The sequence below is a fragment of the Candidatus Brevundimonas colombiensis genome, assembly GCA_029202665.1.
Taxonomy (GTDB): Bacteria; Pseudomonadota; Alphaproteobacteria; order Caulobacterales; family Caulobacteraceae; genus Brevundimonas; species Brevundimonas colombiensis.
The window spans coordinates 1,426,924-1,441,254 of sequence record CP119326.1; the positions used below are offsets into that span (position 1 = coordinate 1,426,924).

Genomic DNA, 14,331 nt, shown 5'->3' on the forward strand with positions numbered 1-14,331 from the left:
TTTTGTTTGTCCGGGGCGTGGCGTTGAAGTCGGCGGGGGTTGGGGCCATATGGCGCGGTCCGGCGGTTTGGCCGGGTTTCGCCCCGTGAGGACGTCTTAATGACCGCCCCCGTTGCAGCCGCCATCCCCGCCGAATGGGCTCCCCACCGCGCCATGTGGGTGGGTTGGCCGACCCATGCGGAATACTGGTTCGATGCGCTGGAGCAGGCGCGTGACGAGGTTGAGGGGCTGGTGCGGGCCCTGGCGGGGCCGGGTCGCGAGCAGGTTCGGCTGATGGTCGGCAAACCCGAACTCGCAGCCGAGGTTCAGGCGCGGTTTACGGGCGTCGAGAATGTCGAGGTCGTCGCGGGCGCGTTCGGTGACATCTGGCTTCGCGACACCGGTCCGATCTTTGGCGCGGGGTCAAAGATGGCGGCTGCGTTCCGGTTCAACGGTTGGGGCGGCAAATACGACATGCCGGGCGACGATCTGGTGGCGGGCCAGATCGGCGAACGGTCGGGTACGCCCCTGACCTGGAACGACTTTGTCATGGAGGGCGGGTCGCTGGATCACGACGGGGAGGGGACGGTCCTGACCACGCGCCAGTGCCTGCTGAACCCCAACCGCAACCCGGCCTGGAACCAGGACGAGGCCGTCGCGGCGGCGGCGCTGGAACAGGCCGTGGGCGCCAGGGCGGTGCTGTGGCTGGGCGACGGCCTGTTGAACGACCACACGGACGGCCACGTCGACAACCTGGCCCGCTTCGTCGCGCCGGGCGTGGTCGCCTGCCCGATCGCCTGGGGACGGACCGACGTCAACGCCGACGTCTATGACGCCACGGCGCGCGATCTGTCGGCCATGACGGACGCGGCAGGGCGCAGGCTGAAGGTCGTTCGCATCCCGTCGCCCGGACTGGTGCTGGACGAGGACGAACGCCCCATTCCGGCCAGCCACATGAACTTCCTGATCGCCAATGGCGCGGTGGTGGTGCCGACCTATGGCGATGAAGAAGCCGCCCGCTTTGCCTGCGCCGCCCTGGCCGACGCCTTCCCGGACCGTGAAATCATTCCGCTGCCCTCCAACGCCATACTGACCGGCGGCGGCTCGTTCCACTGCATCTCCCAGCAGGAGCCCGCATGACCCGCAAGATCACCGTCGCCGGCATCCAGACCTCGTATGGCGAGGACATGCAGGCCAATATAGACAAGACCATCGGCTTCGTGCGCGAGGCGGCCGGGAAGGGCGCGCAGGTGATCCTGCCGTCGGAGCTGTTTCAGGGGCCGTATTTCTGCGTGTCGCAGGAGGAGCACTGGTTCAGCCACGCCTATGAATGGCGCGAACATCCGTGCGTGACGGCGATGTCCGCGGTGGCCAAGGAACTGGGCGTGGCCATTCCGGTGTCCATCTTCGAGAAGGACGGGCCGCAATATTACAACTCGCTGGTCATGCTGGACGCGGACGGAGAGGCGCTGGGCGTCTATAGGAAGAGCCATATTCCCGATGGTCCCGGCTATCAGGAGAAATACTATTTTCGACCGGGCGACACCGGCTTCAAGGTCTGGAACACCCGGTTCGGCAAGGTCGGAGTCGGCATCTGTTGGGACCAGTGGTTCCCGGAATGCGCGCGGGCCATGATGCTGATGGGCGCCGACGTCCTGATGTATCCGACCGCCATCGGCACCGAGCCGCACGACGCGACCCTGCACACCGCCCAGCCGTGGCGCCGGGCCATGCAGGGCCACGCCGTGTCCAACGCCGTGCCGGTGGTCGGCGCCAACCGCATCGGGCGCGAGACGGTGACGGAGGTCGGCCAGACCTTCTATGGCCATTCCTTCATCGCCGACCAGCAGGGCGAACTGGTCGAGCAGATGGGCGCCGAGGAGGAGGGGGTGCTGGTGCACGCCTTCGATCTGGACGAACTGGATCGGTATCGCGCGGCCTGGGGCTTCTTCCGCGATCGGCGGACGGATCTGTATGGGGCGCTGACGGGCAAGGGTTGAAAACAACCCGCTCATCCCCGCGAAGGCGGGGACCCAGTTCTTTACGCATCACCATGCGTTGGATCGGCTTCGGAGTGAGCGTGAGGCGCAGGAGTGTCCAAAGCGCTGGGTCCCCGCTTCGCGGGGATGAGCGGCGTTAGGGACGCATCGCCTCCACCGCCGCGACAAGCCGGTCGAGGTCGGCGGGCGTGGACAGGCGGTGGTCGCCGCCTTCGATCAGGTCCAGGCGCACGTCGCCGCCGGTCAGGCGTTCGACCAGTTTCATTTGATGACGCCAGGGCACCACATCGTCGGCGCGGCCTTGCAGGATGTGGACGGGGGCGATGATGTCGATCACGCCGTCCAGCAGCAACCAGTCCTTCGCCTCTTCGAACATCCGGCGGGTCAGGACGTATTCGCCCAGGCCCTCCTCGACGATCAGGGTCTCGCCCTCACGCAGGATGGCCTGGCGCTCGTGATCCGCCAGGCCGGGCCACATCAGCCGTTCGGTGAAGTCCTGGGCCGGATTGACCAGAACCAGCCCCTTGATCCGATCCGGTCGCGCCAGGGTCGCCAGCAGAGAGACCCAGCCGCCCATCGATGATCCAACGGGGATGACCGGGCCGGACAGGCTGTCGATCAGGGCGATGGCGTCGTCTCGCCAGCGGCCGATGGTGGCCTGGCGCCAGTCGCCGGAGGAGCGGCCGTGGGCGAAATGGTCATAGCGGACGAAGTTCCAGCCGCGTTCGCGCGCGGCGGCGTCCAGGGCCAGGGCCTTGGTCCCCTCCATGTCGGAGCGGAAACCGCCGACCCAGATCACGGTCGGGCCGTCGCCCTCGACGCGTTTGAAGGCCAGGGTTTCGCCATCGGGGCGGGACAGGTGCTGAATGTCGGTCATGAACGGTGTTGTGCCCCGACTTTTCTGTTGCGTCATCCCGATGTTCCCTTCGTCGTCATCCTCGGGCTTGACCCGAGGATCGGGCGTGACGCACACGGACGGTCGAAGGCGGTCCCGGCCGTAACCCGCGTCACGCAGTTTCCGCGCGACGCCCCCGATCCTCGGGTCAAGTCCGAGGATGACGGAGGAAGAAGTGTCCGCACCCCAGGTCTTGTTCGTCACCTCCAACCGCATCGGCGACTGCGTCATCTCGTCCGGGGTGATCCGCGAGATCAGCCGGCAGGTTCCGGGGGCCGAGATCACCGTGGCCTGCGGTCGGCCGCCCGCGCCCTTCTTCCGCTCGGCGCCCGGCGTGGTGCGGACGATCATATTGGACAAGAAGAAGCTGTCGGGCCACTGGCTGGACCTGTGGAAACAGGTCGTCGGCACGCGCTGGGACCTGGTCATCGACATCCGGGGTTCGGCGCTCGGCTATCTGATCCCGGCCAAGCGGCGCGTCATCTATAACCGCAGCTGGGAGACGGGCCTGCGCAAGGTCGAGATGGTGTCGCGGCTGATGGGATCGCCCGCGCCGCTGGACCCCGAAATCTTCCTGGACGACCAGGCGCGGGCCGAGGCCGCCGCCGTCATCGATCCGCAACTGGCGGAGGGCGCTGATCCCGGTCGGATCATCGCCCTGGCGCCCATCGCGCACCAGCCGGGCAAGAGCTGGCCCGCCGACCGCTGGGGCGCGCTGGTCGAAAAGCTGAAGGCCGAGCCGCGGTTCGACGGCTGGCGCTTCATGCCCGTGGGCGGGCCGGGCGACCGGCCGCCGGCGACGCCCGCGCTGGAAGCCGCCAATCACGCTGAGAATGGGCCGAGGGGTATCGACTTCGTGGGCAAGGGCGACATCCTGGCCTCGGCCGCCGCCATCGACCGGGCCGACCTGTTCGTGGGCAATGATTCGGGGTTGATGCATGTGTCGGCGGCGCTGGGGCGGCCGACGCTGGGCCTGTTCGGACCGACCGAATGGTGGCTGTACGGGCCCTGGGGGCCGAAGACGCGCACGGCGGCGTCGAACGAGACGCGCGGCCAGTTCGCCCCCATCGAGGATCTGACGGTCGACCATGTGTTCGACGCGGTGCTGGCCCTGCATGACGCCTACATCGGCGAAACGCCGTCGAAGCCTTGAAAAACCGGGCTTCCCGGCGCATATTGCCGACCTTGAGGGGAACGTGGCGACAGCCGCGCGTTTCTGCTCATCAAGACACACGCTTCATCTGACCACATAAGGAAACGACGCCCATTCGCCGTCCCATGCAAGCGCCGCCCGTGAAAGACGGGCCGCGTATGAACCAGGATATCCGCGCCCCTCGCGTTCTGCTCATCGACCAGAACGGCGAAAAACAAGGCGTCATGCCCACCTCTTCCGCGCTCGAAGCCGCCGAGGAAGCCGGGATGGATCTGGTCGAGATCGTCTCCACCTCCGAGCCGCCGGTGGCCAAGATCCTCGATTACGGCAAGCACCGTTTCCAGGAGCAGAAGAAGAAGGCCGAACAGCGCAAGCGCCAGAAGGTCGTCGAGCTGAAGGAAATCAAGCTGCGGCCCAATATCGACACCCACGACTATGAGGTGAAGGCCAAGGCCATGCACCGCTTCTTCGACGAGGGCGACAAGGTGAAGGTCACCCTGCGTTTCCGCGGTCGTGAAATGGCGCACCCGGAACTGGGCATGAAGCTGCTGCACAAGGTGCAAGCCGACTTCGACGAGGTCGCCAAGGTCGAGTTCGCGCCCAAGATGGAAGGCCGCCAGATGATCATGATCCTGGCCCCGCGCTGATCGCGGTTCCTCCGTGACTATGAAACGCCCCGGTCGCCAGGCCGGGGCGTTTTTCGTTTTCGCATCCTGCGCTTGCGCCAGCCGAACTGTTCTGGTTGAGCTTGGCCGTGAACGGGGGCGTGGATGATGAGGCGTGGTCTGTCGGGATGGCTTCTGGCCATCCTAAGCGTGGTCGCCCTGAACGGCGGCGTCCTGTCCTCGGCGCAGGCGCAGAACGCGCCCCCTGCGTTGGAGGCCTACAGCGCTTCCCCAGCGGTGGAGATGATGGAGTTGTCGCCCAGCGGCGATCAGCTGGCTCTGATCGCGGTCGTCGGAGAAACGCGCGCCATCGCCGTAACGAACATGGCCACGGGCGCGCTGGTGTTCAAAGCCACTGTCGGCGAGATCAAGGTCCGCGACCTGCGCTGGGTCGGAGAGCGGCGGGTTCTGGTGATCACGTCCCAGAGCCGCAGCATTCCAGCGCTGGGGGTGCCGCTTTCGGAACTCTACTTCGGCCAGATCGTCGATCTTGAGCAAAAGAAGCTGGTTCAGGTTCTGGACAAAACGCCCGACGTCCTGACGGTGCTTTACGGCCAGCCTTCCATTCGCAGGACGGCAAGCGGTGAGGCGCTGTTTGCGCGCGGGGTCAATCTGGTCACCGGTCAGATCAACCTGCATCAGATCGACCTGAATACCGGGCGCGGTCGTGTCGTGAAGATCATGACACGCGAGACGGCGGACTATGTGCTGGACAGCCAGGGCGAGGTCATCGCCATGTCGCGCTATGTCGAACGAAGCGGCCGATGGACGCTGATGCTGCCGCGCGGTCGAGGCTTGTACGAAGCCTGGAGCGTCGATGCGCCGGTCGATGCGCCCGCCCTGTTCGGCATGGGCCGAACGCCCCGGACCATCATCGTCGGCGCGGATCGCCCCGATCTTGCAGAGCAGGACCCGGACGGAGCGACGCCTGCCGTGATGTTCGAGGTGAATGTGGACACGGGCGAGTGGACGCGTCTGCCCTTTGACCATCACCCCGACGGCCTGATCCACCATTCCGCGAGCCGGCTTCTCCTGGGGGCCTTGCGCGAGGATGATGACGGAACCCGCTATGAATTCCTGGAGCCGGAAGCCGCAAGGCGATGGAGAGCGATCGAGCGGGCTTTCGTGGACAAGGCGCCGCGTCTGGTGTCCTGGAACGACGATCAAACGCTGGCGCTCGTCTTCACCGACAAGGACGAGGCCGGCGTGTATCAGCTGGTGAACTTCGACCGAGGGGTGGCTGAAATCCTGGCGCAACCGTATCCAGACATTTCTCCCGCTCAGGTCGGGGCCGTGCGCCAGGTTCGGTATGCCGCCGCCGACGGGCTGGAAATCCCCGGCTACCTGACCCTGCCGCCCGGCGTCGAAACGCCAGAGAAACTGCCGCTGATCGTGCTGGCCCACGGCGGGCCGGCGTCTCGCGACGTGGCGGGGTTCGACTGGTGGGCCCAGGCGTTGGCGTCGCGCGGCTATGCGGTTCTGCAGGCCAACTTCCGCGGCTCCACGGGCTACACACGCGCCTTCCTGGAGGCCGGTTACGGCGAGTGGGGGCGCAAGATGCAGACGGACCTGTCCGACGGCGTGCGCTGGCTGAGCGCGCAGGGCATCGTCGATCCGGACCGCGTCTGCATCGTCGGCGCCAGCTACGGAGGCTATGCGGCCATGGCCGGATTGACGCTGGACAAGGGCGTCTATCGTTGCGGCGTGGCCTTCGCGGGCGTGTCCGACCTGCGCCGCATGGTCAACTGGGAAGCCCGTCAGGAGGGACGTCGGCAAAGCCAGACGGTGCGCTACTGGAACCGGTTCATGGGCGCGGCGCGGTTGAACGACCGGGCGCTGGACGCGCTGTCGCCCGCCTTTCTGGCCGCGACGGTGGACAAGCCCCTGCTGCTGATCCATGGCCGCGACGATACGGTGGTGCCCATCGAGCAGAGCCGCGTCATGGCCGAGGCGATGCGGCGCGCCGGAACGCCGGTGGAGATGATCGAACTGGCGGGCGAGGATCACTGGATGTCGCGGGCCGACACCCGGCTGAGGGCGCTGCGCGAGACGGTGCGGTTTCTGGAGGCGAACAATCCGCCTCGCTAGTCGGCCGGCGCCGAGCTAGATCATCGGCATGACGACGCCTGCCGCTCCGCCTAAAATTCATGCATCCGCCCTGGCCGTGCTGTTTTCCGTGGTGTTCATCAACCTGGTCGGGTTTGGACTGGTGGTGCCGCTGCTGCCCTTCTTCGCCCAGAGCCTGAAGGCCGAGGCGTGGCAGATCACGCTGATGTTCTCGGCCTATTCGCTGGGCCAGTTCTTCGCCGAACCGTTCTGGGGGCGGCTGTCGGATCGGATCGGGCGAAAGCCGGTGCTGCTGGTGACGCTGGTGGCCAATGCGCTGGGCTATCTGATGCTGGCCTTTGTGCCCAACATCTGGCTGGCCATCGCGGTGCGGCTGTTCACCGGGTTGGGGGCGGGCAATATTTCGACGGTCCAGGGCTATGTGGCCGATGTGACGCCGCCGGAGCAGAGGGCGGGGCGGATGGGGCTGATCGGGGCGGCGTTCGGTCTGGGCTTCATCGTCGGGCCGGGACTGGGCGGGCTGCTGACCCAGCCGCAGATGGGCCATATCGGCTATCAGTTGCCGATCTTCCTGGCCTCGGCCCTGGCGGCGCTGGCGGCGGTCGGGGTGATCATCTTCCTGCGCGAAAGCCGGGCCAAGGCCGATCCGGCCGCGCCGCGTCCGGCCTTCCTGTCGGGCCTGAAGGCGGCGCGCGACAATGACGTGGTGTCGCGGGTTCTGGTCGTGACCCTGATCTATATGGCCGGATTTTCGGCGATGGAGAGCGTGTTCGGCCTGTGGGCCGAGAGCCGCTATCATTGGGGCGCGCGCGAGGTGGGGCTCAGCTTCATGATCGTGGGGGTGATCTCGACCCTGAACCAGGGGTTCCTGGCCGGGCGGCTGGCGCGGCGGTTCGGAGAATCGCGCGTTCTGGCGACCGGGATGCTGCTGTTCGGAACCTCGCTGGTGCTGCAGGTGCTGGCCCCCGTCGCCTGGTTTCCGGCGACGGAGCTGACGCTGGGCGCCCTGTCGATCCCGGTGGTGCAGGGCTGGAGTATTCCCATCGTCATGGCGGTGGGGGCGTGCGGCATGTCGCTGGCCATGCCCAATATCTCGGCCATGATCAGCCGGGCCTCGCCGCCCGACCGGCAGGGGGCGATGCTGGGGCTGAACATGGCGTCCAGTTCGGTGGCGCGCATCTTCGGGCCGATGATCGCCGGCGCCCTGTTCTCGGGCCTGGGGCACGACTGGCCCTTCCTGATCGGGGCGCTTCTGACCGTTCCCGCGGCGGTGATGGCGATCAACGCCGGGCGGGCGATCCGGCGGGCCCAGAGCGCCGCCAAGCCGTTGAACTGACTCGCCTTGCGTCGGGGGGCGTCTTGGCGTAGAAGCCGCGCCTTCGCGTACCGAACCGTCGGGCGAACAGGCATGCCTGGGCGGTTCTTAAACTCTGAGAGGGATCGCAAATCGGGCTCAAGTAGCTCGAAGAGCGGTAGCCCACTCAAAAAGGAGACTGAAATGCCGAAACTGAAGACGAAGTCGGGCGCCAAGAAGCGCTTCAAATTCACGGCCACTGGCAAGGTTAAGGCCGGCGTTGCGGGCAAGCGTCACCGCTTGATCAGCCACAACTCGAAATACATCCGCCAGAACCGCGGCACCTCGGTCATGGCCGACGCCGACGCCAAGAAGATCAAGTCCTACATGCCCTACGCCTGATCGGCGCCGGGTTCGCAGACGATCTTCCGCACTGAATTTGAACAGATAGTCCCTCAAACAGTGAGCCGCCGCGCGGCGAACGATAGGGACTTCCCGAAGGGAACAAAATAATGGCTCGCGTTAAACGTGGCGTAACCTCCCACGCCAAGCACAAGAAGGTTCTGGAGCAGGCCAAGGGCTTCTCCGGCCGCCGCAAGAATACGATCCGCACGGCCAAGGCCGCCGTCGACCGCGCCGGGCAATACGCCTATCGCGACCGTCGCGCCAAGAAGCGCAACTTCCGCGCCCTGTGGATCCAGCGCATCAATGCTGCGGCCCGCATCGAAGGCTTCACCTACAGCCAGTTCATCAACGGCCTGAACAAGGCCGGCATCGAACTGGACCGCAAGGTCCTGGCCGCCATCGCCGCCGACGCGACCGGTTTCAAGGCCGTCGCCGACAAGGTTCGCGCCGCCCTGGCGTAAGAGCCGCGCTCAAGCCGCGAGCGATCGCGTCGCGAGCCTGGCGCATAAGAATGTCGCCCGCTCCGGTTCGCCGGGGCGGGCGTTTTCGTTTTCAGGCGTCGCTTTGCAGCGTCATTCCGGGGCCGAGCGGAGCGAGGAACCCGCAAGCCAGGGGCTGTCGCGCGGTTAGACGCATCGGCCGCCGGGGAGGCTCTCCTGGGTTCCGGGTTCGTCCTGCGGCCCCCCTCCCCGAAGGACGAACTCTAAGCGGCCTGCTGCGCCGGGGCGGCGGTTTCGGCGGCGGCGGTCATGACCAGGCGGATAGCGTTCAGCAGGGCGTCGGGCTGGATCGGCTTTTGCGCCACCCCGTTCATGCCGGCGGCGACATAGTCCATTTCATCACGCTCGTCGGCGTTGGCGGTCAGGGCCAGGATGGGCAGGGCGCCGGCGGGGGCGGGCAGGGCGCGGATGGCGCGGGTGGCCTGAACCCCGTCCATCACCGGCATCTTGATGTCCATCAGCACCAGGTCGAACGGGCGGGCGGCGACGGCGGCGACGGCCTCGCAGCCATTCTCGACCATTTCGGCGGTGCAGCCGAACATCTCCAGCAGCTTTCCGGCGACGAAGCGGTTGGCGGCGTTGTCATCGACGACCAGCACATGCAGCGTCGGGTGCGCGGTGGGGGCGACCATGTCCGGCGCCGCCGCCTGGGCCTGGACCGCCGGGCGCAGGGGCAGACGCACCTGGAACCGCGCGCCGCCCTGGGGCGAGGCGCCCAGGGCGATGTCGCCGCCCATCCGCTCGGCGATCTGGCGGCAGATGGCCAGGCCCAGGCCCGCGCCGGCGCCCTCGCGGCCCGCCTTGCCGGTGTTGAACGGCTCGAAGATGGTCGCGGCGGCGGCTTCGGGCACGCCGGGGCCGCTGTCGTCCACGGTCAGGGTGACCTGGCCGTCCGCGCGGCTTTCGATCAGGGCCGAGACCCCGCCGGTCAGGGTGAATTTCAGCGCATTGCCGATCAGATTGTTCAGCAACTGTTTCAGCCGCATCCCATCGGCCTGGACGAACGGGATCGCCAGTTCGGTGCGGACGCTGAGCGACAGGTTTTTTTCCTCGGCCCGCGCGCGCCACAGGGCGTCGATGTCGAAGGCGACGGCCGACAGGTCCAGCGGCTCTTCTTCCAAAGTCAGCATCCCGGCCGAGGCGCGCGACATGTCCAGGGCGTCGGTCAACAGCCGCAACAGGCTCTGGCCCGAATCGATCACGGTGCGGACGTAGGGACGCAGTTCCTCCTGCTCCAGCTTCTTGTCCATCAGGGCCGCGACGCCCAGCACCCCGTTCAGGGGGGTGCGAATCTCGTGGCTCATCACCGCCAGGAACTCGGACTTGGCGCGGCTGGAGGCGACGGCCTCGGCCTCGGCCAGGGCCAGGTCGCGGGCCAGGGCGCTCATCGCCTCGGCGCGCTGGCGGTGGACGGCGGCGCCCGCCTGAACGACCTGCAGCGCCGTTCCGACGCCGACGTACCGCCCGTTCGACACCACGATGAAGCCGCTGAGCAGGGCGCCCAGTTCGGCGGCGTCATAGGCGTGGAAGAAGGTCTCGGCGCTGGTCGAGGCCTCCGTGACCGGCGCATTGCGGTCCATCAGGCTGTCGGCGGGCTTGCGGGCGTAGAGGGCGCGCCCGAACTCGGCCGCCATGCGCAGGGTGAAGGCGTTGCGTTCAATGACGCCCAGCGGTCGACCCTGATCGTCGACCACGGCCAGGGCCAGGGTGTTCGGCTCGTTCTGAAACCGCTCGAACACCTCTGCGCCCAGGGTGGACGGCGCCACGGGCGCGATCAAGTCGACGAAATCACCGATCAGCGGCATCGCGGTCCCCACCTGTTCCGCCATCGCCATAACGGGCGATATTTAACGCCAGCTTTGCCGTTCATGAAGGTTTCGCGGCGGGTTTTCGACAGTTGATCCGTAATCGGATCAAAACGGCGTCGTGGTGAAATCGGCGTTCCCATCGGGGCGTTCGGCGGCTAGGCTCAGCCGCATGATGCGCGCCCTGATCTGCGGCCTGGCTGCGGCCCTCGTTCTCGCCCAAACCGCGATGGCGCAGGATCGGCGCGTCGCCGTCACCTTCGACGACCTGCCGTTCCAGGCGGATGCGGCGACGCTGTGCGATCCGGCCAGGGTGATGGCGATCACGCGCGACTTCACCGCCATGCTGAAGCCGCTGAACACCCATGCCACGGCCTTCGTCAACGCCGGGCGGATGTGCGAGGCCCAGCGTGACGCCGTGTTGCCGGGCGTGCTGAACGTCTGGCTGGACGCGGGCCTGGACCTGGGCAACCACAGCTTCAGCCACATCAACATCCACCGCACCACGCCGGACGCCTATCTGGCCGACGTCGACGCCGGGGAGCCGGTGGTGCGGGCGGCGCTGGAGGCGCGCGGGATGCACCTGCGCTGGTTCCGTCACCCCTATCTGTTCACCGGAGAGACCCAGGCCAAACATGACGCCCTGGCCGCCGGTCTGGCCCAGCGCGGCTATATCACCGCGCCTGTCACCCTGGACAACAACGACTGGATGTTCGCCGACGTCTATCGCAAGGCCGAGCAGATCGGCGATGAGGCGCTGAAACAGCGGATCGGCGCGGCCTATGTGGCGCACATGGCCACGGTGCTGGATTTCCTGGAGCCCTACAGCGCCGAACTGACCGGCGGGCGGGAGCCGGCGCAGGTGCTGCTGTTGCACGCCAACAGCCTGAACCAGGCCTATTATCCGCAGATTCACGCCCTTTATCTGGCGCGCGGCTATCGCTTCGTGCCGTTGGAGGCGGCGCTGGCCGATCCGATCTACGCCCACGCCGACGGCTTCGTCGCGGCCAACGGAATCTCCTGGCTGCATCGCTGGACCCAGACCGACGGCCGGCCGATCCGTTGGGAGCCCAAGCCGCCCGCCTGGATCGAGGCGGCCAATGCCGCGCCCGCGTCTCAGCTCGAAGCCATCGCGGCGGGCCAAACCACGCCTTGAAGGGTGACGAAACGGCTCGGGGCCGTTAAGGCGTCAGCCATAATGACCGATCTCGCCACACTCGAACTCGAACTGATCAACGCCATAGGCTCGGCCGAAAGCGTCGCCGCCCTGGAAGAGGTGCGTGTCGCCGCGCTCGGCAAGTCCGGCTCGATCTCCGGCCTCTTGAAGGGGATGGGGGCCATGAGCCCCGATCAGCGGCGCGAACAGGGGCCGATCATCAACGGCCTGCGTGACCGGGTCGCCTCGGCCATCGCCGCCCGCAAGACCGCGCTGGAGGCGGCCGAACTGGACGCCCGGCTTCAGGCCGAGCGAATCGACCTGACCCTGCCGGCCCGGCCGCGCCGCAAGGGCGGGGTCCATCCGACAATGCAGGTGATGGACGAGATGGTCGCCGTCTTCGCCGAGATGGGGTTCGCCGTGGCGGAAGGCCCGGACATCGAGGACGACTTCCACAACTTCACCGCCCTGAACTTCCCGCCCAAACACCCGGCGCGGGAGATGCACGACACCTTCTTCCTGAAGCCCGACCCGGAAACGGGCGAGCGCAAGGTGCTGCGGACCCACACCAGCCCGGTGCAGGTCCGCACCATGATGTCGCAGAAACCGCCGATCCGCATCATCGCGCCGGGCCGCACCTTCCGAAAGGATTCGGACGCCACCCACACGCCGATGTTCCACCAGATCGAAGGTCTGGTGATCGACCGCGACATCCATATGGGCCATCTGAAGACCACGCTTGAAACCTTCATCGCCCGCTTCTTCGAACTGGACGCGGTTCAGGCGCGGTTCCGGCCGCACCACTTCCCCTTCACCGAGCCGTCGGCCGAGATGGACATCCGCTGCGACCGTTCGGGCGGGAAACTGGTGTTCAACACCGGCGACGACTGGCTGGAGATTCTGGGCTGCGGGATGGTGCATCCCAATGTGCTGAAAAACTGCGGCATCGACCCGGACGAATATCAGGGCTTCGCCTTCGGCATGGGCGTGGACCGGCTGGCCATGCTGAAATACGGCGTGCCGGACCTGCGCCCGATGTTCGAGGCCGACACCCGCTGGCTGGCCCACTACGGCTTCTCCGCCTTCGCCGCCCCCAACCCGGCCTCGGGCCTGAGCTGAACGAGTTTCCAGATGACCGATCAACCCCAAACGCCGATGTCGCCTGACGAGAAGTTCGGACGTGAGCTGGTTGCGCGCACGACCTTTGAAAAGGAAGCGGTGTGGCTGCCGTCGCTGGCCGTGCATCATATGAACGCCGGCAAGACCGTCATCGAGGATAAGACCTTCACCGAATGCCTGATCGAAGGGCCTGCGGTGATGGCGGTCATGAACGGCACGACGTTCGACGGTTGCAACATGGGCGTGGCCTCTGACCCGCGCACCCTTTTGCTCCAGCCTTTGGGCGACATGATCGCGGGCGTCGTAGGGATGGCGAACTGCCGTTTCGTCCGCTGCCGCTTCGTGCAGATCGGCTTCACCGGATCGCCGGAACTGCTGCAGCAGATCGAAACCAACCTTCTGAGCGCACGGGCGGCCCAAGCATGAGCCGCCTGCCGATCAACCGTCCCATCAGTATCGCCAAGTCTCTGACGCAGATGGATTTCGTCGACGTCGATATCAATCTCTACGATCTCTACACCGCTCACCAGGAGCAGGGCGCCATTGTCGGCCGAACCTTTACGGGCTGCCGGCTTCAGGGGCCGGCGATCGTGCTGATTGGCGGCGGCACGACCTTCGACGAGACCAACTTCGGCGATCCGCGTGGGGGGATGAAGAACCTGCTGCTACAGCCGATAGGCGACAAGGCGCTGGGCACCGTGCCGATGCATGACTGCACCTTCATCGGATGCGAGTTCTACAATGTCGGCTTCACCGGCGCGAAGGACATTCTGGATCAACTGGCCGCGGTGCCGACGGCAGCGGGTACGAACTAATGCGATCGCCCCTGGCTGTCGGCCTGGCCCTTTTGCTGTGCGGCATGGCGCCCTCGTCGCAAGAGGGGCCGCCAGATAAGCACATTCGCGAATTCTCGCAGGATGGCTGGACGGTTCAAACCGATGTCAGCGGCAAGGGCGCCGTTCTGTGCGCGTGGACGTTGTACGACACGATGGCGATCATCGGCGAGACTTGCCATCGCAATCGCGACGCCGCCCTAAGAGAAGAATTGCGTGACGGCGTAGGCCGGATCGAAAACTTCATTATGGCCAACAGCCGCACGCCTGTATCGCGCCAAGGGCTGGATGACGCGCGGCGTCAGCGAAGAGCCGAGCTTGATCGTGGCCTTTGCCGACAAAGGGACGCCGTCGAGATGTATCGCGCGCTTCGCGAGCAGGGGCCTGAGGCGGTGCGTTCGAACATTGATGACCTGCTGTCGATCCCGCGTGAACCCGTCATGAATCCGTGCCTTTGAGT

General features: G+C 66.5%; 15 protein-coding genes. 13 read left to right on the forward strand and 2 right to left on the reverse strand.

Annotated elements, in window-relative coordinates; genetic code table 11:
* The first annotated feature begins 99 nt into the window (after window positions 1-99).
* Both P0Y50_06815 and aguB read left to right on the forward strand, forming a co-directional pair.
* A complete protein-coding gene (locus P0Y50_06815; GenBank protein WEK41314.1) occupies window positions 100-1,119 on the forward strand; it encodes an agmatine deiminase family protein in 1,020 nt (339 codons plus the stop codon).
* Window positions 1,116-1,979: an N-carbamoylputrescine amidase gene (gene aguB / locus P0Y50_06820; protein WEK41315.1), complete on the forward strand. Its 864-nt coding sequence runs from the start codon at window positions 1,116-1,118 to the stop codon at window positions 1,977-1,979. The genes P0Y50_06815 and aguB overlap by 4 nt, the downstream gene beginning before the upstream one ends.
* Window positions 1,980-2,115: 136 nt before the next feature.
* Here the strand turns inward: aguB and P0Y50_06825 are convergent, their stop codons facing one another.
* Window positions 2,116-2,856 (reverse strand): alpha/beta hydrolase, encoded by a 741-nt coding sequence (locus P0Y50_06825; protein ID WEK41316.1) that lies wholly within the window; start codon window positions 2,854-2,856, stop codon window positions 2,116-2,118.
* A gap of 178 nt (window positions 2,857-3,034) precedes the next feature.
* Between P0Y50_06825 and P0Y50_06830 the strand changes: the two genes are divergently transcribed.
* The 6 genes from P0Y50_06830 to rplT all read left to right on the forward strand — a co-directional run bounded on the left by P0Y50_06830 (window position 3,035) and on the right by rplT (window position 8,919).
* Window positions 3,035-4,027, forward strand: coding sequence for a glycosyltransferase family 9 protein (locus tag P0Y50_06830; GenBank protein ID WEK41317.1), 993 nt, complete (start codon window positions 3,035-3,037; stop codon window positions 4,025-4,027).
* Window positions 4,028-4,152: 125 nt separating this feature from the next.
* Window positions 4,153-4,674, forward strand: coding sequence for a translation initiation factor IF-3 (gene infC, locus P0Y50_06835; GenBank protein WEK41318.1), 522 nt, complete (start codon window positions 4,153-4,155; stop codon window positions 4,672-4,674).
* A 123-nt stretch (window positions 4,675-4,797) separates the two neighbouring features.
* The gene (locus P0Y50_06840; protein WEK41319.1) at window positions 4,798-6,780 is read left to right on the forward strand and encodes a S9 family peptidase; all 1,983 of its coding nucleotides are present in this window, start codon (window positions 4,798-4,800) and stop codon (window positions 6,778-6,780) included.
* A 28-nt stretch (window positions 6,781-6,808) separates the two neighbouring features.
* A complete protein-coding gene (locus P0Y50_06845; GenBank protein ID WEK41320.1) occupies window positions 6,809-8,095 on the forward strand; it encodes an MFS transporter in 1,287 nt (428 codons plus the stop codon).
* A 162-nt stretch (window positions 8,096-8,257) separates the two neighbouring features.
* The gene (gene rpmI / locus P0Y50_06850; GenBank protein WEK41321.1) at window positions 8,258-8,455 is read left to right on the forward strand and encodes a 50S ribosomal protein L35; all 198 of its coding nucleotides are present in this window, start codon (window positions 8,258-8,260) and stop codon (window positions 8,453-8,455) included.
* 110 nt (window positions 8,456-8,565) lie between these two features.
* Window positions 8,566-8,919 carry a 50S ribosomal protein L20 gene (gene rplT / locus P0Y50_06855; protein ID WEK41322.1) on the forward strand — a complete coding sequence of 118 codons (354 nt, stop codon included), beginning with the start codon at window positions 8,566-8,568 and terminating at the stop codon, window positions 8,917-8,919.
* Window positions 8,920-9,161: 242 nt separating this feature from the next.
* Here rplT and P0Y50_06860 read toward each other — a convergent pair whose 3' ends face one another.
* Complete coding sequence (locus P0Y50_06860) at window positions 9,162-10,763, reverse strand: ATP-binding protein (protein WEK41323.1); 1,602 nt, start codon at window positions 10,761-10,763, stop codon at window positions 9,162-9,164.
* Window positions 10,764-10,935: 172 nt separating this feature from the next.
* Between P0Y50_06860 and P0Y50_06865 the strand changes: the two genes are divergently transcribed.
* Genes P0Y50_06865 through P0Y50_06885 form a run of 5 tightly spaced genes read left to right on the forward strand, consistent with a single transcriptional unit; the run spans window position 10,936 to window position 14,329 of the window.
* Window positions 10,936-11,919, forward strand: a complete 984-nt coding sequence (locus tag P0Y50_06865) for a polysaccharide deacetylase family protein (protein WEK41324.1) — start codon at window positions 10,936-10,938, stop codon at window positions 11,917-11,919.
* A 42-nt stretch (window positions 11,920-11,961) separates the two neighbouring features.
* Window positions 11,962-13,038 (forward strand): phenylalanine--tRNA ligase subunit alpha, encoded by a 1,077-nt coding sequence (pheS, locus tag P0Y50_06870; GenBank protein WEK41325.1) that lies wholly within the window; start codon window positions 11,962-11,964, stop codon window positions 13,036-13,038.
* A gap of 12 nt (window positions 13,039-13,050) precedes the next feature.
* Window positions 13,051-13,464: a hypothetical protein gene (locus P0Y50_06875; GenBank protein ID WEK41326.1), complete on the forward strand. Its 414-nt coding sequence runs from the start codon at window positions 13,051-13,053 to the stop codon at window positions 13,462-13,464.
* A complete protein-coding gene (locus tag P0Y50_06880) occupies window positions 13,461-13,853 on the forward strand; it encodes a hypothetical protein (GenBank protein ID WEK41327.1) in 393 nt (130 codons plus the stop codon). The genes P0Y50_06875 and P0Y50_06880 overlap by 4 nt, the downstream gene beginning before the upstream one ends.
* On the forward strand, window positions 13,853-14,329 hold the full coding sequence (locus P0Y50_06885) for a hypothetical protein (GenBank protein ID WEK41328.1): 477 nt from the start codon (window positions 13,853-13,855) through the stop codon (window positions 14,327-14,329). Before P0Y50_06880 ends, P0Y50_06885 begins: the two co-directional genes overlap by 1 nt.
* Window positions 14,330-14,331: the final 2 nt, after the last annotated feature.

Bases quoted from the DNA above. Each gene is read 5' to 3' on its own strand.
- P0Y50_06815 (WEK41314.1), top strand. From the start codon at position 100: ATGACCGCCCCCGTTGCAGCCGCCATCCCCGCCGAATGGGCTCCCCAC.
- aguB (WEK41315.1), top strand. From the start codon at position 1,116: ATGACCCGCAAGATCACCGTCGCCGGCATCCAGACCTCGTATGGCGAG.
- P0Y50_06825 (WEK41316.1), bottom strand. From the start codon at position 2,856: ATGACCGACATTCAGCACCTGTCCCGCCCCGATGGCGAAACCCTGGCC.
- P0Y50_06830 (WEK41317.1), top strand. From the start codon at position 3,035: ATGACGGAGGAAGAAGTGTCCGCACCCCAGGTCTTGTTCGTCACCTCC.
- infC (WEK41318.1), top strand. From the start codon at position 4,153: ATGCAAGCGCCGCCCGTGAAAGACGGGCCGCGTATGAACCAGGATATC.
- P0Y50_06840 (WEK41319.1), top strand. From the start codon at position 4,798: ATGATGAGGCGTGGTCTGTCGGGATGGCTTCTGGCCATCCTAAGCGTG.
- P0Y50_06845 (WEK41320.1), top strand. From the start codon at position 6,809: ATGACGACGCCTGCCGCTCCGCCTAAAATTCATGCATCCGCCCTGGCC.
- rpmI (WEK41321.1), top strand. From the start codon at position 8,258: ATGCCGAAACTGAAGACGAAGTCGGGCGCCAAGAAGCGCTTCAAATTC.
- rplT (WEK41322.1), top strand. From the start codon at position 8,566: ATGGCTCGCGTTAAACGTGGCGTAACCTCCCACGCCAAGCACAAGAAG.
- P0Y50_06860 (WEK41323.1), bottom strand. From the start codon at position 10,763: ATGCCGCTGATCGGTGATTTCGTCGACTTGATCGCGCCCGTGGCGCCG.
- P0Y50_06865 (WEK41324.1), top strand. From the start codon at position 10,936: ATGATGCGCGCCCTGATCTGCGGCCTGGCTGCGGCCCTCGTTCTCGCC.
- pheS (WEK41325.1), top strand. From the start codon at position 11,962: ATGACCGATCTCGCCACACTCGAACTCGAACTGATCAACGCCATAGGC.
- P0Y50_06875 (WEK41326.1), top strand. From the start codon at position 13,051: ATGACCGATCAACCCCAAACGCCGATGTCGCCTGACGAGAAGTTCGGA.
- P0Y50_06880 (WEK41327.1), top strand. From the start codon at position 13,461: ATGAGCCGCCTGCCGATCAACCGTCCCATCAGTATCGCCAAGTCTCTG.
- P0Y50_06885 (WEK41328.1), top strand. From the start codon at position 13,853: ATGCGATCGCCCCTGGCTGTCGGCCTGGCCCTTTTGCTGTGCGGCATG.